The sequence below is a fragment of the Pseudomonas sp. MS646 genome (genome assembly GCF_036693845.1).
Taxonomy (GTDB): Bacteria; Pseudomonadota; Gammaproteobacteria; order Pseudomonadales; family Pseudomonadaceae; genus Aquipseudomonas; species Aquipseudomonas chlororaphis_E.
Map to the genome: position 1 here is coordinate 2496114 of NZ_CP144763.1, position 18878 is coordinate 2514991.

Genomic DNA, 18878 nt, shown 5'->3' on the forward strand with positions numbered 1-18878 from the left:
TCCGACTCGGTTAAAGGGGCATGGAACGACGTTTGGCTTGCAGCATCTGGCTGCGTCCGGTCTGCGCCTGGGCCTGCTGGCGCTCACGCTGGAACGCCTGGTCCCAGGCGTCGACGCGCGCAGCCAGCGCCGGCAGCGGCTCGTCCAGCTGCTGGCGGGTGTCTTCCAGCAGGCGCGTCCACAGGTGTTGCAGGCGCAAGGCACGGTCCTGGTCGAAGTATTCGCCGCGGTACTTGAGGGTCGCTTCCAGGCCATCGGTGCCGTGCACCAGGTCCAGCACCAGGTGAAAATCCCCCGGCGCCTGCGCCACTTCCAGCGTGTCCAACTGCGCACCGGCGATGCTGGCGGGTGTGACGCGGGACGGTTGATAGTTGAGCTTGACCTGGAACAGCGGCGAGTGGCCGGGCAGGCGTTGCGGCGCCAGGGCCGAAACCACCAGGTCGAACGGCAGGCCCTGGTGGGCATACGCCAGACGCGCTTCATCGCGGACCCGCTCAAGAAAACCGGCCAGCGTCGGCTCACCGTGCAGGTCGCAGCGCAGGGTCAGTTGGTTGACGAAGAAACCGATCACGTCGTGGTGCTCCGCCAACGGTCGACCGCTGACGTCGGTGCCGAGCAGGAACCGTTGCTGGCCGCCCAGTTGCTTGAGCACCAGTTGGTAGTGGGCCAGCAACAGCATGAACAGGGTCATGCCGCGCTCGCGGGCCAATGCCGAGAGTTGTTCGCAGGTGGCCTGGGGCACGTTGAAGTGCAGGCTGTGTTCACCCTGGGCCTGGCCGCTGCCGCCCAGTTCGAGGGTCTGCGGCAGGCCGGCCAGGTGGGCGCGCCAGAAGTCCTGCTCGGTGGCGATCCGCTGTTCGCTCCAGTGGGTCGCTTCCCACTGGGCGAAATCGAGGTATTGCACCGGTTGTTGGGCGTTCGCTACACCGGCCAACTCCGCCAGCAGCACTTGCGCCGAACGCCCGTCAAAGGCGATGTGGTGCAGGGTCAGCAGCAGGTCGTGTTGCTGCGCGTCACGGCTCAGCAGTTGGGCGCGCAGCAGCGGCCCCTCGGTGAGATTGACCGGGGTGGCGTGTTCGCGTGCCAGGGCGTCGCGCAGCGCTTGCCGTTGCTGCGCCTCACTCTGCCCTTGCAGGTCGTGCCAGTCCAATGCGACCGGCGTGGCGGGCTGCACCTGTTGCTGCGGGCCGTCGATGCCATCGCGGTAGACCGTGCGCAATACGCTGTGTCGGTTGACCAAGGCGCTCAAGCGCTCGGCCAGCACCTCGATTTCAAGTGGACCTCGCAGGCTCAGGTGCAGCACTAGGTTGTGCCGGGTGTCGTCCGGGTTGAGTTGGCGCAGGAACCACAGGCGGCGCTGGGCGAAGGATTGGCGATGTTCGCTGGCGTTGTCGCGCGCCGTCGAGGGTCGCTCGGCCGCTGGCGGCTCACTGAGGAAATCCAGCAGGGCCTTGGCCCATTGCGCCAGGGTCTGCTCGCCGAACAGGTCCTGGGTGTCGAGGTTCCAACCCAGGTCCCGGTGCAGGCGTGCGGCGAAATCGGCGACGCTGATGGAGTCCAGTCCCTGGCCTACCAGGCTCTGTTGGAAATCCACGGCCAGGTACGGATTGACCTCGTGCAAGGTCTGCGCGAGCCATTGGCGGCAGGCGCTTTGGGCCTCGTGTTTCGACGCCTGGACCAGGGCCTTGAGCTGGCCTGCATCAAGGGTTTCACGCGGGGAAGGCGCCGGCCCGCCGCTCTGGGCGATGATGCTCAACGTGCCCGCCGCCAGTTGCTTGCGTGCGCCCTGGCGGGCGATCTTGCCGCTGGTGGTCATCGGGATGGTGCCGGCTTCCACCAGCACGATCTGGTCGATGCCACAGTCGGCGGCTTCACGCACGGCGTTCTGCATCGACGCGAACAGCGCCGGATGCCGCGCCGGGTCGACGAACTTGCGCTGCGGCTCGGCGACGATCACCAGTTTCTCGCGGCCCAGGACCGGGTCCATTTCCGAGAACGCGGCGATGCGCCCGGTGCGGATGCCGGGCTCGGCATCGGTGATGGCGAACTCGATGTCGTGGGGGTAGAGGTTGCGCCCGTTGAGGATCAACAGGTCCTTGAGCCGTCCGCAGATCACCACCTGGCCTTCGTGCATGAAACCCAGGTCGCCGGAGCGCAGGTAGTGCTCGGAGGAACCGACGATCTGTGCTTCAAAGGCTTCGCGGGTGGCCTCGGGGTTTTTCCAATAGGACTCGGCGTTGCTCGGGCCCTTGAGCCAGACTTCGCCGATGCGATCAGCGGCGCAACGCTCGTGGGTCTGCGGGTCGACGATGGCGATGCTGTGCAAGGCCTGCGGGAAGCCACAGGCGACGAATTCGACGGCGGCGGCATCGGCGTTCGCCAGGGCCGCGCGGCCGGTTTCCAGCACAGCCTTGTCCAGGCGCAACACCACCGGCAGCACATCCGCCGGGGTGGCGCTGACACACAGCGTCGCTTCGGCCTGGCCATAACCGGGGCTGATCGCCAGCGGGTTGAGGCCGCAGGCGGCAAAGCGCTGGGCGAAGGCATCCAGTGTGCCGGGGTGGATCGGCTCGGCGCCGTTGATGGCGTGTTTCCAGGCGCTCAGGTCGAGTTGGGCGATCAGGTTGTCGCTGACCACCCGGTTGCACAGGGCGTAGGCGAAATTGGGGGCGAAACTCACGGTGCCACGGTAGCGACTCAAGGCCTGCAACCAGGTGGACGGTGCGTTGACGAAGGTCTGCGAAGCCATCAGGTAGCAGGGCATGCCACTGTAGAGCGGCGCCAGGAGGCCGCCGATCAGGCCCATGTCGTGGTACAGCGGCAGCCAGTTGACCATGGCGCCGTGCTCATCGAAACCGTAGGCCTGGCGCATCAGCTCGACGTTGGCGATCAGGTTGCGCTGACGCACCTCGACGCCTTTGGGCGAGCCGGTGGAGCCTGAGGTGTATTGCAGGAAGGCCACGGTCGAACCGTCGATGGCCGGGCGTTGCCACTGGCTGGCGGCTGGCGTGCCCAGGTGCTGGACCGTCAGCACGTCGACCCGGCCTTGCACCAGTTCTCGCAAGCCTTCGCAATGCTCCGCCGGGGCCAGGATCAGCGCCGGCTTGGCGTCCACCACCACGTTTCGCACGCGTTCGAGGTGACGCGGTTTACGTGACGGCGGCGGGAACAGCGGCACCGCGATCATGCCTGCGTACAGGCAGGCACAGAATGCGCGGGCGTAGTCGAGGCTGCTGGGCAGCATCAGCAACACCCGGTCACCCGGCGCGTAGCGTGCCTGCAACGCGGCGGCCAGGGACTGGGACTGCTCGTGCAATTGGGAAAAGGTCAGGGTTTCGCCGATCTCTACGCCGTCCGGCAAAAAGTGCAGGGCCGCACGCTCTGGAAAATGCCGGGCGTTGGACTCCAGCACTTCGATCCACTGTTTGAATGAAAACATCTGCAATTCACGCCATGGCCACGATGACCTTGCGGTCACCGGTATAAGGATTGCGACCGTGTGCCACCAGTCGGTTATCGAGCATCAGAACGTCGCCGGGCTGCCAGGGGAAGCTGATGGCGGTCTGGCGATAGACTTCGCGCACGGTGTCGAGCATGGCGTCGGGGATGGCCGAGCCATCGCCGAAATAGACATGGCGCGGCAGGTTCTCTTCACCCACCGCCGCCAGCAGGCTGGCGCGCACGCTCGGCTCGATGGCCGACACATGGAACAGGTGCGCCTGGTTGAACCAGACCCATTCGCCGGTATCGGGGTGCTGTTGCACCGCCGCGCAGCGCTGGCGGGTGCGCAGGTCGCCGTCGGCTTTCCATTCCCACTCGATGTCGTTGTCCTGGCAGTAACGCTCGACCTGGGCCCGATCCTGGGTGTTGAAGACCTTCTCCCAGGGCAGGTCCAGGGCGCCGCTGTAGTTGCGCACGTAAAGCAGCTCGCGGCGGGCGAACAGCTCACGGATTCCGTCGGGTATGCGCTGGTAGATCAGGCGACTGTCGGCGATCGGCGTTTCGCCGCCGGTCTCGCTGGCCTTGATGCAGTGGAACCAGATGCGCGAAGGCCAGGGCCGGGTGTAGGCCTGTTCGTTGTGCAGGGGGATGAACTGGTGGGCCGGGTATTCAGTGGAGCTGTAGACCCCGGCAAAGACTTTACTGCGGGGCGTGGAGCCGAATTCGTAGCTGGCCAGCGGCGCGCCGAAGCTGGCGGCGAAGCGCTTGAAGTCGATCGGGGTGGGCACGCCGAATCCGCGAAACAGGACACCGCCAACGGTCGCCAGCAGGTGGGGCAGGCGTTCGCGAATCGAAGCTTCCAGGTCGTGGATCGACTGCCCTGGTGTGGCCTGTACCAGCACGGGTAACGCCGTTGCGCTGCCATCCGTGCAAGCCAATGGAACAGGCTCGGAACGCCCGTTCAGGTGTTCGATTGAGGTCATCCTTGCGCATCCTCTTATAACTTTTTCGACCCGTCACGACCGGAACAGCAAGGCAGTGGTCGCAGATGTAGGACGGGTCTGTAAATGTATGCAAAACAATACAGGACGGCATATTAGGTACAAATGAGAGAGATTATCAATACTATTTATTTAAATAATTTTTTGGATTAGACTCCGCTCCGCTGGCACCGAACAGCCTTCAGCCAGCTCGAAGAAAACCAAAAATATCTGTCGCAGGGGAGCGGGGCGTGAATTTCAAAAAGACTACAATTGCGTTGGCTGTGGGGTCGGCGTTGGGCCTGAGCAGCGGTGCGTGGGCGGCTGAAGAGGCCGGCAAGATGGAGATCGCTCCGATCACCGTCACCGGTGAAAAAATTGACCGTACCCTGGACCAGACCCAGTCCAGCGTGGTGGTCATGACTGACAAGAGCCTGCGTGAACACGCCGACAAAGACCTGGTGGATGTGTTTGCCCGCACGCCAGGCGTCTACAGCCAGGCTGGCAACGAAAACTGGGGCATTCGTGGCGTGCCGGTATCCGGTTTCGATGACCAGGGCCCGGCGGCCCTGAACGGTGCGGTGTCGGTGTATGTCGACGGTGCCGTACAGCCGAACCGCGCGCTGACCTTGAGCCCGGTTCCGCTGTGGGACGCCGAGCAGGTCGAAGTCTTCCTCGGCCCGCAATCCACCACCCAGGGCCGCAACTCCCTGGCCGGTGCGGTGGTAATCCGCACCAAGAATCCAACCTTCGAACCAAGCTTCTCGGCGCAAACCAACGTTGGTAACTACGGTGAGCATGGGGCCGCGGTTGCCGGTGGCGGCGCCATCGTCGACGACAAGATCGCCGGTCGTATCGCCGTGGACTATTCCGACGGTGACGGCTACATCCGCAACACCACGCTCGACAAGGATGCCAACCCGCACCGCACCAGCAACGCCCGCGGCAAATTGCTGATCCTGCCCAATGACGACACCGACGTCCTGCTGACCTACGCCCACAACGAACACCGCCAGGGTGATCGCTCGACCATGCGTGGTTCCGACGGCAAGCCCAGCTATTACGACATTTCATCCAACACCGAAGCCTTCGACAACCTCAAGCAGGACACCGTCAGCGCCAAGGTGGATCATCGTCTGAACGATGCCTGGTCGTTGACGAGCATGACCGCCAACACCAGCTCGGACTACAGCAACCGCCTGGACTTCGATCAGAATGCCGTGGACAACGAGGTCGTTCTGCGTAAACAGGACGGTAACCTGTTCAGCCAGGAGTTGCGTCTGAATTACGACTCGGACACGGTGAAGAGTTTCATCGGTGCCTATTACGGCCACAACACCAACAAGTTCCATGACCGGCTGTTGTTCGACAACGTGCTGGCTCGCACGGTCAAGGGTGATACCAAGATTGAAAACAAGGCGGTGTTCGGTGAAGTCAACTGGACGTTCGCGCCGCGCTGGACATTGATCACCGGCCTGCGTTACGACCACGAGACGAACGATACCGACATCGAGGCAGACGGCCGTTTCGTTCCCGAGAAAATCAAAAAGTCGTTTGATGCCGTGTTGCCGAAACTCGGTATCGACTACGAGCTGGCAACGGATCAGTACCTTGGCTTCATGGTGCAGAAGGGTTATCGCGGCGGCGGTGTCAACCTGCGCTCCGGTAGCGGTCACCAAGCCTACGACCCGGAATACACCACCAACTACGAGCTGTCCTATCGCGGTTCGTTCTTCGACAAGAGCCTGCGTGCCCGCGCCAACCTGTACTACACCGACTGGAAAGATCAGCAGGTCAGCGTTCGGCAGCCCGGCAGCACCGTCATTGATATCTACAACGCCGGTCGCAGTGACATCAAGGGGCTGGAAGTCTTCGTCGAGAAAGACATCACCGAGCAGCTGACCCTGAATTTCGGCGGCGCCGTTACCGATAGCAAATACAAGGACTTCGTTGCTGACAATGGCCAGGACAGGAGCGGCGAGTCGTTCCTCTATTCGCCGAAATACAAGGCGTCGGTGGGCGGTGTCTATCGCTTCGATGATCGCCTGATGTTCGGCACGGACATTGTCTATCAGAGCACTGCGCCCTCGGAGTACGAGTTCGACTCCAACGGCAAGGTCAGTGGGGAGCGTAAGAGCGACGCTTATGTGCTGGTCAACTTCAATACCGAGTACAAAGTCACCAAGAATGTCGCTGTGTCTGCCTACGTCAAGAATGCGTTCGACAAGGAATACATCACCAACAACCGCGACGACACCATCATCGACGTCGGCGCACCGCGCACGGTGGGGATGATCCTGCGCTACGACATGTAAAACCGAAGGCGCGGGGAGGCAATCTCCCCGCGCTCGAGGGTGCAGGTCAGCGATGTGTTTCCAGGCTGCAGTTCCCTTCCAAACCCAGCCTCCATGGAGGAAATCATGAGTGCTTTTTCGAATGTCACAGCGGGTGGCGCGCAACAGCTACGCCTGTTGCATACCGGTCTGTCGAGCCCTTACTGCCTCGATCCGACGCCGCTGCTGGAACGCCAGCAACAACAGGAATCCAACGCCCGCAGTTACCCGCGGCGCATTCCGCTGGTGCTCGAAAGGGCCCATGGCATTTATGTCCAGGACAGCCGCGGGCAAGTGTTCGTCGACTGCCTGGCAGGGGCTGGCACCCTGGCCCTGGGGCACAATCATCCGGTGATCATCGAAGCCATCACCCAGGTCATGGCCGCGGGCGTGCCGATGCACACCCTGGACCTCATGACGCCGGTCAAGGACGCGTTCGTCCAGGAAATTTTCGGTTGCTTGCCTGCCGAGTTCGCTCGCAACGCACGCATCCAGTTTTGCGGCCCAAGCGGGGCCGATGCGGTGGAGGCGGCCCTCAAGCTGACCCGCACCGCGACTGGCCGGCACTCGGTGCTGGCATTCGAAGGGGCCTACCACGGGATGACCCTGGGCACGCTGGCCATCAGCGGCAACCTGTCGCCGAAGAATGCCCTCGGTGCGTTGATGCCGGGTGTACAGCGCCTGCCGTTCCCCCACGACTACCGTTGCCCGTTCGGTGTGGCCGGCGACCAGGCGGTCACCTTGAACGTGCGTTACCTCGAACACTTGCTCAACGACCCGGAGAGCGGCGTGACCGCGCCGGCGGCGATGATCCTGGAACCGATCCAGGGCGAGGGCGGGGTGATTGCCGCGCCGGATCGCTGGTTGCAGGAACTGCGCCGACTGACCCACGCCCATGGCATCCCGTTGATCGTCGACGAGATCCAGTGCGGCATCGCCCGTAGCGGCCGGATGTTCGGTTTCGAGCAGTCGGGCATCACCCCGGATGTCATCACGTTGTCCAAGGCCATTGGCGGTGGCTTGCCGTTGTCGGTCATGGTCTACAACGATTCGCTGGACGTCTGGCAGCCGGGCGCTCACGCCGGCACCTTCCGCGGCAATCAGCTGGCGATGGCGGCGGGCACCGCGACCTTGCGCTTTATCCGCGATGAAGGCCTGGTCAAGCACGCCGAAACGGTGGGTGCGCAACTGCGCAAACAGCTTGAGGCGTTGCAGAGCGAATTCGCCTGGGTGGGCGATGTTCGCGGCCGTGGCCTGATGCTTGGCATGGAAATCGTCGATCCTCAGGGGGCGCCGGATGCCCAGGGCCATCCACCAGTGGACACGGCCAGGGCCAAGGCCTTCCAGCAGGCTTGCCTGCGACACGGCTTGATCGTCGAACTCGGTGGGCGGCACGGTGCGACAGTGCGCTTGCTGCCGCCGTTGATCATCACCGAGCAGGAGGTCGACTTCGTGGCGAAGATCCTGTTCCAGGCAGCGAGCAGCCTCAACGAGCGGTGAGCGCGTTGATTGAGCGTTTTCGCTGCCTGCTCGCGAACACGGTGGGCCAGCTTGAAGTGTTGTTGGATGGGATGACGCCTTCGCGAGCGAGCTCGCTCCCACAGGGGTTGGGTGGGGATTGCACGTGATGTGTTCGCCGACATTACCTGTGGGAGCGGGCTTGCCCGCGAAAGCGGTGGGTCAGCTTGAAGTGATGCTGGATGGGATGACGCCTTCGCGAGCGAGCTCGCTCCCACAGAGGTTGGGTGGGGTTTGCACGTGATGTGTTCGCCGACATTACCTGTGGGAGCGGGCTTGCCCGCGAAAGCGGTGGGTCAGCTTGAAGTGATGCTGGATGGGATGACGCTTTCGCGAGCGAGCCCATTCCCACGGGGTATTGGGGCCTGTCGATTGCAATCGGCGGGCCTTTTTTCATTGGGCAGGGAGTGACCATGCAGAAGATTTTCGCCGCGATGGCACCCGCCTGGGTGTTGCTGGGCTTGCTGGGTTTAAGCGCGTGCGGCGACCGGCAAGCACCGGCCGAACCGGCTGCGGCGGTGCCGCAAGTGAAGACGCTGACGGTGCAGCCTCGGGCGTTCGCCATGACCACGGACTTGCCTGGACGGATCGAGCCGGTGCGCATCGCCGAGGTGCGCGCGCGGGTGGCCGGGGTGGTGCTGACCCGGCATTTCCAGGAAGGCAGCGACGTCAAGGCCGGCCAGTTGCTGTTCAGCATCGACCCGGCGCCGCTCAAGGCTGCGCTGATGCGCACCGAGGGTGCCTTGGCGCGGGCCGAGGCCGATGTCTATCGGGCCAACGCCCAGGTGCAGCGTTTCAAGCAACTGGTGGCGATCAACGCCGTCAGCCCGCAAGCCTTCGACGAAGCCATGTCCGACCTCAAGAGCGCCCAGGCCAATCGCCTGGCGGCCCAGGCCGACGTGGCCAGTGCGCGGCTCAACCTTGGTTACTGCCAGGTGCGTGCGCCGATCAGCGGGCGCATCGGTCGGGCTCTGGTCAGCGAAGGTTCGCTGGTGGGGCAGGACGAGGCGACGCAAATGGCGCGAGTCCAGCAACTGGACCCGATCTACGCTGACTTCACCCAGTCCGCCGACCAGGTGGTGGCCTTGCAGCAGGCACTGGCCAGCGGACGCCTGAGCCTCGATGGCAACGGTACGGCGCAGGTGACGGTGCAAGTGGGCAATCCTCCCCAGTTACGCCGTGGCACCTTGATGTTTTCCGACATCTCCGTGGACCGGAGCACTGGCCAGGTGACCTTGCGCGGTGAGTTTCCCAACCCGGACAACCTCCTGCTGCCCGGCATGTACGTGCGGGTGATCGCGCCGGCCGGTGTCGACCGGCAAGCGTTGTTCGTGCCGCAGCAGGCCGTGCAGCGCGGCGCCGACGGTCAGGCCCGGTTGATGCTGGTGGACGACAGTGGCGTGGTCCGTGAGCGGGTGGTCAGCACCGGCGCCATGCTCGGTTCCGACTGGCAGATCACCCAGGGCCTGGTGGCCGGCGAGCAGGTGGTGATCGAGCGGGCCGACAAGCTCAGCGCGGGGACGCAGGTCCACGTTGTCACTCTGGCCGGGCAGCAAGCTCGCCACTGACCGACCTTGGGAAGCACACCATGCCGGATTTTTTCATCAACCGTCCGAACTTCGCCTGGGTCATCGCACTGCTGATCGCCCTGGCGGGTGCGCTGACCCTGGGGCGTCTGCCGGTCAACCAGTACCCGGACGTGGCGCCGCCGCAAATCAACGTCAGTGTCTATTACCCAGGGGCGTCGGCACAGATCGTCAGCCAGAACGTCACCAGCCTGATCGAAGAAGAGCTCAACGGCCTCAAAGGCCTGCTTTACTACGAGTCCAACAGTGCCAACGGCGGTGCCGAAACCACCATTACCTTCAAGCCGGGCACCGACCCGGACATGGCCCAGGTCGACGTGCAGAATCGCCTGCAACGGGTGGTCGGTCGCTTGCCCCAGGCGGTGATCGAGCAAGGCCTGGAGGTGGAGCAGGCCCGCTCCAATTTCCTGTTGGTGTATGCCTTGTCCTACACCGACGACCAGCAGGACTCCGTCGGGTTGGCGGACTATGCCGCTCGCGCGATCAACAATGAAATCCGTCGGGTGGCCGGGGTCGGGCGGGTGCAGATGTACACCGCCGAGCGGGCGATGCGGATCTGGGTCGATCCGGCGCGCCTGGTGGGTTATGACCTGTCGATGAGCGATGTGGGCAGGGCCATCGCCGGGCAGAACATCCAGGTGCCGGCCGGCAGCATGGGCGAGCGGCCCGGGCCGGCGGACCAGCACATTACCGCCACCGTCATGGTGCAAGGGCAGTTGGACTCGGTGGAGGCTTTCGGCAACATCGTGCTGCGGGCCAATGACGACGGCTCCAGCGTGCGGATTCGCGACGTGGCGCGGGTTGAACTGGGGCGCAAGGACTACCGCTTCGACGCGCGGCTGAACGGCAAGCCGGCGGCGGCCATGTCGGTGCAACTGGCACCGGGCGCCAACGCGCTGGAAACCGCGGAGGCGATCAAGCTGCGGCTGGATCAACTGTCGAGCACCTTGCCGGCGAACATGGCCCTGAGCGTGCCCTACGACACCTCGTATTTTGTCGAGGTGGCGATCAAGCAAGTCCTCTACACGCTGATCGAAGCCATGGTCCTGGTGTTCCTGGTGATGCTGCTGTTCCTGCAGAAACTGCGCTATACGCTGATCCCGGCGGTGGTGGTGCCGGTCTGTCTGTTGGGCACGATGGCGGTCATGGCGCCGCTGGGCTTCTCGATCAATATGATGACGCTGTTCGGCATGGTGCTGGCGATCGGGATCCTGGTGGACGACGCCATTGTCGTGGTGGAAAACGTCGAGCGGCTGATCAGCGAGGAACACCTGTCGCCCAAGGCCGCGACCCGCAAGGCCATGCAGCAGATCAGCGGGGCGATTGTCGGCATCACCCTGGTGCTGTCGGCGGTGTTCCTGCCCCTGGCATTCATGGGCGGTTCGGTGGGGGTGATCTACCAGCAGTTCGCGATGACCCTGTCGGTGTCGATCCTGTTCTCCGGTTTTCTCGCGCTGAGCCTGACGCCGGCCTTGTGCGCGACCCTGCTCAAGCCGGTTGACCCGACGCGCCCGGTGCGCGTGCCGCGTTGGGCCCAGGGCTTCAATCGCCACTTCCAGGCCCTGGCCCGGCGCTATGACCGGCTGGGCGAACGCTGGTTGCGCCGCCGTGCCCGCAGCCTGTGCCTGTACCTGGCGTTGCTGCTGGTGCTGGCCTTCGCCTATGCCCGGTTGCCGTCCTCGTTCCTGCCCGAGGAAGACCAGGGCTACATCGTGACCGATATCCAGCTGCCGCCCGCCGCCTCGGCCTCGCGCTCGGACGTGACGGTCCAGGCGTGGGAAAAATATGCCCTGGCCCAACCGGCCACCGATCAGGTGCTGGCGATCATGGGCTTCAGCTTTTCCGGGGAAGGGGCCAACGCAGCGTTGTCCTACGTCACCCTCAAGGACTGGTCGTTGCGCGGCAGTGGCCAGACCAGCGAAGAGGTGGCCCGGCGGGCGAACGCCGCCTTCGAGGACGTGGCCGATGGCACGCTGTACAGCGTCGTGCCGCCGCCGGTGGACGGCCTCGGCACCTCCAGCGGCTTCGATTTGCGCTTGCAGGACCTCGCAGGGCAGGGGCACGAGGCTCTGCTGGCGGCGCGTCGCCAATTGCTGGAGGCGGCCAAGGCCTCGCCCGTGATCGCACACTTGAGGGAGGATGGCCTGGCTGATGCGCCGCAAATCAAGGTCAGCATCGACCGCGAGAAGGCCGAGGCCCTGGGCGTGGGTTTCGAGGTGATCAGCGCGGCGTTGTCTTCGGCGCTGGGGTCGGAGCAGGTCAACGAATTCGTCAACCAGGGACGCATGCAACGGGTGATCATCCAGGCCGACGGCGCCAGCCGGCAGACCCCGCAAGCGCTGCTGCGCCTGCAGGTGCCCAATCGCCAAGGCCGTCTGGTGCCGCTGGAAGCCTTCAGTCGGTTCGAGTGGCAGGTCGGGCCGTTGCAGATCGGTCGCTACAACGGCTCGGCATCGCTGCGTTTTTCCGGGGATGCCGCGCCGGGCTACAGCACCGGCCAGGCAATGGCCGCGTTGCAGGCGATTGCCCGGCAGTTGCCGGCCGGCTTCAGTCTTGAGTGGGCAGGGCTGTCGTTGCAAGAGCAGCAGGCCAGCGATCAGGTGCCGCTGTTGGTGGGTCTGTCGTTGACGATGGTGTTGCTGGTGTTGGTTGCGCTCTATGAGAGCTGGGCGATCCCGTTCGCGGTGCTGCTGATCGTACCGGTGGGTGTGCTCGGTGCGGTACTGGCGGTGACGGTGATGGGCTTGCCCAACGATGTCTACTTCAAGGTCGGCTTGATCACCATCATCGGCTTGTCCGCGAAGAACGCGATCCTCATCGTCGAGTTCGCCAGGGCGTTGCACGCCGAAGGGGCAAGCCTGGCGCAGGCCGCGGCACAGGCGGCGCGCTTGCGGTTCCGGCCGATTGTCATGACCTCGCTGGCGTTCATCCTGGGCGTGCTGCCCCTGGCGCTTGCCAGCGATGCCGGTGCGGCCAGCCAGCGCGCGATCGGCACCGGGGTGATCGGCGGAATGCTGGCCGCGACCGTGCTCGGGGTGCTGTGGGTGCCGGTGTTCTATGTCGCGGTGCTGTCCCTGGTGGAACGCATGCGGGGCCGGCGCGCGGTGGTGCCTGAATCCGCCTCCGGGGAGGGGGCTTGCACCCGGCACAAGACTCAGGCGTGACGTACCGCCACTCATCAACTAAATGCCAGGTTATTGATCTTGATCAAGGCAAATTCAAATTCTGCACTTGGCGCTTAGATAAACGCTGTACGGTAGGATATTAGGGGTGATGGCCATTTGATATTGGGTTAATATCACCCCACGATCAGCGTGTACAAAATCCCTTCTTACAACAGCGCCGCGCGTCAACTAATCGAGTATGGAATGAGGCTTGAACGAATATGCTCAGGAATGCACCGCTACGTCTGAAACTTTTATTGATTCTTTTACTGCCGTTATTAGGATTCCTGACCCTGGCCGGTATTTTTGTCGGCGATAACTACCGAACGCTGCGCGACATGGACGCGACGGTGACCGCCAGCGCCACCGCCCAGAAACTCAGCCTGCTCATCACCACCCTCCAGCGCGAACGCGGTGTCAGCGGGGTTTTCCTCGGTAGCGGCGGTAAATCCATGGGTGACCGGCTGGCCCAGATGCGCCGGGATGCCGACACATCGGTCGCTGTGATTCGTGAATTGCCGGTGTCGGGGAACAATCAACTCACCAAGGTCATTAGTGCCTTGGATGAGTTGTCCAGTGTGCGTGCACAAGTCGACAAGTTAAATATCAGCAGCACCGAATCCGGTGTTCGCTACACCGACATTATTCAAGTATTGATCGGTTACACCCACTCCCTGGAAGCGACCATCAATAACGCGACCATTGTTCATGCGCTCGGCGCACTCAATCAATTCATCGAAATGAAAGAACGGGCCGGGCGCGAGCGCGTCGTGCTCGGCCTGGTGTTCGCCCAGGACCGCTTCGACGAAGGGCTGTTGTCACGGTTCAGCCGCAACTGGGGTGAATTTACCGCCTACCTGGACGCTTTCCGTCGCAAGGCCCCACCCGTCTTGTTGCAGCAGTTCGATGATCAGATGCGCGAGCCGGCGGCCGTCGATGTTGCCCGGTTGCAGCGCCTGGCATTCGAGGTGCCGCTGGGCCAGTCGCTGGGCATCAAGCCGCAAGACTGGTTTGAAACCGCGACCCAACGGATCGACCTGATGGGCCAGGTGGAAGAAGCCCTCGGTCAGAGTGTCAGCCGCCTGGCCATGCACGAGCGCGATAGCGCCAGCCGTGCCCTGTGGCTGACGCTCGGTGCCGTGGTCGTTGCGTTGTTGGCGGTGGCGGTGCTGTCGTACCTGATCATCCGCATGATCGACCTGGCGGTGCGCGACGTGAATCAGGTCCTCAATGACCTGGCGGAGCGTGATCTCACTGCCCGGGCAAGTCACGAAGGCAAGGACGAGTTCGGCCAGATCTCCCGCAACCTCAACCGCATGGCCCAGGAGATCAGCGGGGTGGTGCAGGAAATCGGCAACGCCACGGCACAAGTGGCGACGGCGGCGGAAGAGTCTTCCACGGTGACGATCCAGACCAGCCAGAGTGTCGAGCAACAACGCCAGGGCACTGAACTGGTCGCCACGGCGATCAACCAGATGAGCGCAACGGTGCGAGAGGTGGCGCAAAGCACCAACGATGCGGCGCACATGTCGCAGCAGGTCAATATCAGCACCGCTCAGGGCCGGGTCGAGATTGAAAGCACCATCGGGCTGATCCGCCAGTTGTCCGGCCAGGCCGAGGAGACTGCAGCGATCATCGGGGACCTCAAAGAGGAAAGCGATGCCATTTCCTCGGTACTGGATGTGATTCGTGGCATTGCCGAGCAGACCAACCTGTTGGCCCTCAATGCGGCGATCGAGGCTGCGCGTGCCGGCGATCACGGTCGCGGGTTCGCGGTGGTGGCCTCGGAAGTGCGTACCCTGGCGCAAAAGACGCAAGAGTCCACGGGCAGCATCCAGCAGATGATCAGCAACTTGCAGGCCGGTTCGGACCGCGCGGCGCTGTCCATGCAGCAGACCCTGGGCAAGGCTCAGGACGGCGCGAGCAAAGTCGAGCGGGCGGGTGAGTTGCTGGTGGAAATTGCCGAGGGCGTGGCGACCATCAGCGACCGTAACATCCAGATCGCTTCGGCGGCGGAAGAACAGAGTGCGGTGTCCGAAGACATCAATCGCAATGTCAACGAGATCAATGACCTGGTGATCCAGGTCAGCGCCGGGGCCGAGCAGACGGCAATCACCAGCCAGGAACTGGCGCGCCTGGCGGAGTACCAGCAGCAGTTGGTCAGTCGTTTCAAGGTGGCCTGAAGGGGGGCGGCTGCGGATCGAACTTCGATCCGCAGCCGCTCGTTCGATTCAGACCTGATTGGTCGGCATCACGAACAACTCGGCAATGTTGACGTTGCGGGGGGCCGAGACCGCGAACAGGACCGTGTCGGCAATGTCTTCCGGCGACAGGAACTGCAACTGCCCCGAGAAGCCGGCAATCATCTGCACATACTCTTCGCTGGTCGTGTGCTGCGTCAATTCCGTGGCCGTCGCACCGGGTTGGATGCTGGTCACGCGGATATTGTGCTTGTGCCCGACCTCCATGCGCAGGCCTTCGGTGAAGGCGCTCACGGCGAACTTGGTGGCTGAGTACACGGCGAAACCCTGGCCGAACACCTTGCGACCGGCGACCGATGACGTGTTGATGATGTGGCCGGAATGCTGCTCGATCATCTGTGGAAGTACCGCCGCCGACACGTTCAATACGCCCTTGATGTTGACGTCCACCATGCGATCCCACTCGTCGGTCTTGAATTCATCGACGCTCGACAACGGCATCAGCCCGGCATTGTTGAAGGCCACGTCGATCCTGCCGTAGGTGTCGAGCAGTTTCCTCACGCCAGCGTCGACGGAGGCCTTGTCGGCGACGTCCATTTCCAGGACCAGGGCCTGGCCACCTTGTTGTTCAATCTCAGCGTGCAACGCGTGAAGGCGATCGGCCCGGCGCGCCGCAAGACCCACCCTCGCGCCCGCGGCGGCGAGTTTCTTCGCGGTGGCTTCGCCAATGCCGCTCGATGCACCGGTAATCAGTACGACTTGTCCAGTCAGTGCGTTCATGACCCATCCTCTTGTGCTCATCGTGAGGATTCACGACGAGATTTACGGTTGAGTCGCCATGGTATACATCGGATACTAGGTTGCAATTACGCACCTTAAGGGTACTAGATATGCTCGACGATACTGCAAAGCCCGAATGCACCCCGCAACGGCTGGAGCAAACGCGCCTGGTCCTGGACCAGATCGCCAACAAATGGTCGATCATGATCATGACCCGGCTGGCCGACGGGCCCGTCCGTTTCAATGAACTGCGCAGACTGCTGGGGAACATCACCCACAAATCGCTGACCGAGGCCCTCAGGCGCCTCGAACGCCACAAGTTGATCCGCCGCGAGGTGATCTGCTCCTCGCCCGTGGCCGTTCAATACGAAGTGACCGACCTTGGCAGAACACTCGAAACCCCCGTGACGGCCCTGGTACGCTGGGCTGAAGACCACGCCGGGGAGATGCTGGATGTGCAGAGCAGTGAGGAGGTTGAGGGCTAGCTGTCCCGAGCGTTCGGTGGTTGGAGTTGTCTGATTCTGGCGCCTGGTTTTCGAAAAACTCCAATGATCTGGCGCAGCATGATCTCACTGCCATAGTCGTCCGCAGCCAGGAGTACCGGCAGCCGTTAGGTCGGTCAGTTCAAGGTGGTTTGGTGGGGAAGCCGGTTTCGGAGAATCAGGAACCAGGCGACAGCATCCGATCCACGATGGTGTAGATCGCTTTTTCCATTGCCTGGTTTTCAAGCATGGTTTCAGCCACTTTTTTCGATATGCTGCCGAATTCAGGGTGCTCCAGAATGCTCTCGCCAAACTCCCAGCGCAGGATTTCCTGCACCGTGATGACCGGCGCAGCTGCGTGAAAGCCTTCAGTGTCTTTAAGGTCCCTAAGGCGATTTTGCAGGTGTGTTCGCAGCACTTCGAGCTCTTTTGCGTCTTTCCTTGATGTGGCGGCAGGAGCGGAATTGGCTGCGTTCGATACCACTCGCTCCTTGGGCTTGGCCAGCGCGGCCAGGACCTGTGACAGCCGAGTCGAATCGATCTTACTCATCGGTAGTCTCGAAACTGTTGCGGTAGGCGCCAAGGAACGCGGCGGGTTCAGTCAGATTGGAGGTGGAGGGCGGAGTGCTTGAGAGGCTTGCCAGTACCCGTTCCATGTCAGCCTTCAGTGCCGGATTGGAGCAATCGATCAGGCCTTGAGCCAATCGCGTGGCGGCGTTCTGCGGGCGCTCATCCAGCAGCTCCAGATAGGCACTGGAAAATTCCCGCAAGCTCATATCTTGCGACATGTCCTGGAGGGTGAGGAACGTACTGCGGGCTTCGTCCAACTTCGCAAGCTGAAGGCCAAGTAAACCCAGTTGGAAGCGAGCGATGTCCATCCCAGGGTCGAGTTCGAGTGCTTCTATCATTTCCGCATATGCACGCTCCATCAGGCCCAGTTCGGCATGTTCGGCGGCGCGAAAATAATGCACGGCGGCATTATTTGGCTCCAGTTCAAGGGCGGTGTTCAGATAACTCAATGCCGCGTGGTGGTCACCGTTCTGGCTGGCGTTGATAGCCAAGTGCAAATATTCCGGCGCGTCCAGCATGTAGAGGCTCCCTGTGAGCGATGACTTAGTGTTGGTCTGGATGACGGTCTGGGATTTTGTTCTGGTGTGTTCTCAACCAGTTTTCCATCAGGACGCGACCGGTGATGTCGCTGTCAGGGCGGGTCCGGTCAAGCACCTGGCCGATCAGTTGAACTGCCTTTTCGGGTTGGCCTGCGTCCTGGAGCAAGAGCGCTTCGGCATACTGCACCGACAGACCCAGCGGATTGAGTTTGAGGGCTCGGCGTATGCTTTTCTGGGCGCGTTCTTTCATTCCATCCAGGATGTCGACGATGGCCAGTCCTCCATGGGTCTCGCCAAAATTGCGGTCCAGCACATAGGAGGCATCAAGCGCCTGGCGAGCTTGAACGCTGTCCCGACGCAGAATGTAGATCCAGGCCAGTAGATGCCAGGTGCCGATATGGTCCGGCATGAAGCGGACAGCCATTTTCAGGTGTTCTTCGGCCTGGTCGAACTCCAGTTCGTTGAACTCCAGTCGTGCCAGGCCGGACCATGCCCGGCCGCATTCCGGATGTTGCTTGATCGTATGAAGCCACGCGTTGCGTGATGCGACGATGTTGTTTTGCTCGAAGTGGACCGAGGCGCAGGCAATCAGTGCATCGAGTTGATCGGGATCTTCGGCCAGCGTTTCGTGCGCCGTGATCAATGCCGGCGAGTAGTTGTCGTTCTCATATTGCAACAGCGCGAGCAGGCCGCGCGTGTTGGTGTTCTCCGGTTCCAGTTGCCGGGCCCTGGTCACCAGACGCTCGGCTTCTTCCGTTTCTTCCAACTGGTGTAGTGCACGTGCATGCATCACCAGCAGATGGGCAGGGCTTTGGGGGTCGTTGCTCAGCCGGGAGAGCAGGGTGTGGGTCGCCCCGTAGTCGCCGCTGTGAAAGTGGCCAAGGGCAGTATTGAAAAGAACGGCCGCGTGATGGATGCCTCCTTCGATTGCCTTGTCGCCGAACGCCGCGGCCGCGGCATATCGTCCTGCCTGCAATGATGCATGCGCTGCCAGTGCGTAAGTATGGGGTTGCTCGATACCCTGCGCTTGCATGTGCGCGATCAGTTGCTGGCCAGCGGCAATGTCGCCCAAGTCAATGGCCAATGACAGCGCATCCGCCAAAAGCGACAAATTACCGGGATCCTGCACCAGGTAAGAGAGCAGGCGCGCCAAGCGATTCTGTTCAGCGGGCGTGTGGTCAGCGGTCATGAATGGGCACTTTGTCGGCGATTGGAAAAGGAGTGAAGCGGTTCCGTCGGCTGATTATTGCCTCGGGAGTTGCGGTCTGTCATGCGTTAACAGCC

The 18878-nt window shown here is 62.6% G+C and carries 12 protein-coding genes; 6 read left to right on the forward strand and 6 right to left on the reverse strand.

What is annotated here, in order from left to right:
- Positions 1-10: 10 nt before the first annotated feature.
- Together V3H56_RS11070 and V3H56_RS11075 are read right to left on the reverse strand one after the other, a co-directional pair.
- Positions 11-3439, reverse strand: a complete 3429-nt coding sequence (locus tag V3H56_RS11070) for a condensation domain-containing protein (protein WP_338474605.1) — start codon at positions 3437-3439, stop codon at positions 11-13.
- Between the two features lie 7 nt (positions 3440-3446).
- Positions 3447-4424: a TauD/TfdA family dioxygenase gene (locus V3H56_RS11075; RefSeq protein WP_338474606.1), complete on the reverse strand. Its 978-nt coding sequence runs from the start codon at positions 4422-4424 to the stop codon at positions 3447-3449.
- Positions 4425-4672: 248 nt separating this feature from the next.
- On the opposite strand from V3H56_RS11075, the gene V3H56_RS11080 reads away from it, so the two are divergent.
- From V3H56_RS11080 to V3H56_RS11100, 5 genes are all read left to right on the forward strand, one after another.
- Positions 4673-6736, forward strand: a complete 2064-nt coding sequence (locus V3H56_RS11080; protein WP_338474607.1) for a TonB-dependent receptor — start codon at positions 4673-4675, stop codon at positions 6734-6736.
- A 105-nt stretch (positions 6737-6841) separates the two neighbouring features.
- A complete protein-coding gene (locus tag V3H56_RS11085) occupies positions 6842-8254 on the forward strand; it encodes a diaminobutyrate--2-oxoglutarate transaminase (RefSeq protein WP_338474608.1) in 1413 nt (470 codons plus the stop codon).
- 431 nt (positions 8255-8685) lie between these two features.
- The gene (locus V3H56_RS11090) at positions 8686-9840 is read left to right on the forward strand and encodes an efflux RND transporter periplasmic adaptor subunit (RefSeq protein ID WP_338474609.1); all 1155 of its coding nucleotides are present in this window, start codon (positions 8686-8688) and stop codon (positions 9838-9840) included.
- A gap of 20 nt (positions 9841-9860) precedes the next feature.
- A complete protein-coding gene (locus V3H56_RS11095; protein WP_338474610.1) occupies positions 9861-13022 on the forward strand; it encodes a multidrug efflux RND transporter permease subunit in 3162 nt (1053 codons plus the stop codon).
- Between the two features lie 221 nt (positions 13023-13243).
- Entirely contained in the window at positions 13244-15205 is a 1962-nt protein-coding gene (locus V3H56_RS11100; RefSeq protein WP_338474611.1) for a methyl-accepting chemotaxis protein, read from the forward strand.
- Between the two features lie 48 nt (positions 15206-15253).
- On the opposite strand, the gene V3H56_RS11105 is transcribed toward V3H56_RS11100, so the two are convergent.
- Entirely contained in the window at positions 15254-16003 is a 750-nt protein-coding gene (locus tag V3H56_RS11105) for an SDR family oxidoreductase (protein ID WP_123578033.1), read from the reverse strand.
- Between the two features lie 110 nt (positions 16004-16113).
- Here V3H56_RS11105 and V3H56_RS11110 point away from each other — a divergent pair, with 110 nt between their 5' ends.
- A complete protein-coding gene (locus V3H56_RS11110) occupies positions 16114-16488 on the forward strand; it encodes a helix-turn-helix domain-containing protein (protein WP_047735523.1) in 375 nt (124 codons plus the stop codon).
- Positions 16489-16663: 175 nt separating this feature from the next.
- Here the strand turns inward: V3H56_RS11110 and V3H56_RS11115 are convergent, their stop codons facing one another.
- The 3 genes from V3H56_RS11115 to V3H56_RS11125 are packed head-to-tail and all read right to left on the reverse strand — an operon-like array spanning position 16664 to position 18783.
- Positions 16664-17035 (reverse strand): hypothetical protein, encoded by a 372-nt coding sequence (locus V3H56_RS11115; protein ID WP_338474612.1) that lies wholly within the window; start codon positions 17033-17035, stop codon positions 16664-16666.
- Positions 17028-17573 carry a tetratricopeptide repeat protein gene (locus V3H56_RS11120; RefSeq protein ID WP_338474613.1) on the reverse strand — a complete coding sequence of 182 codons (546 nt, stop codon included), beginning with the start codon at positions 17571-17573 and terminating at the stop codon, positions 17028-17030. The genes V3H56_RS11115 and V3H56_RS11120 overlap by 8 nt, the downstream gene beginning before the upstream one ends.
- Before the next feature lie 25 nt (positions 17574-17598).
- Positions 17599-18783, reverse strand: coding sequence for a tetratricopeptide repeat protein (locus tag V3H56_RS11125; RefSeq protein WP_338474614.1), 1185 nt, complete (start codon positions 18781-18783; stop codon positions 17599-17601).
- Positions 18784-18878 lie beyond the last annotated feature (95 nt).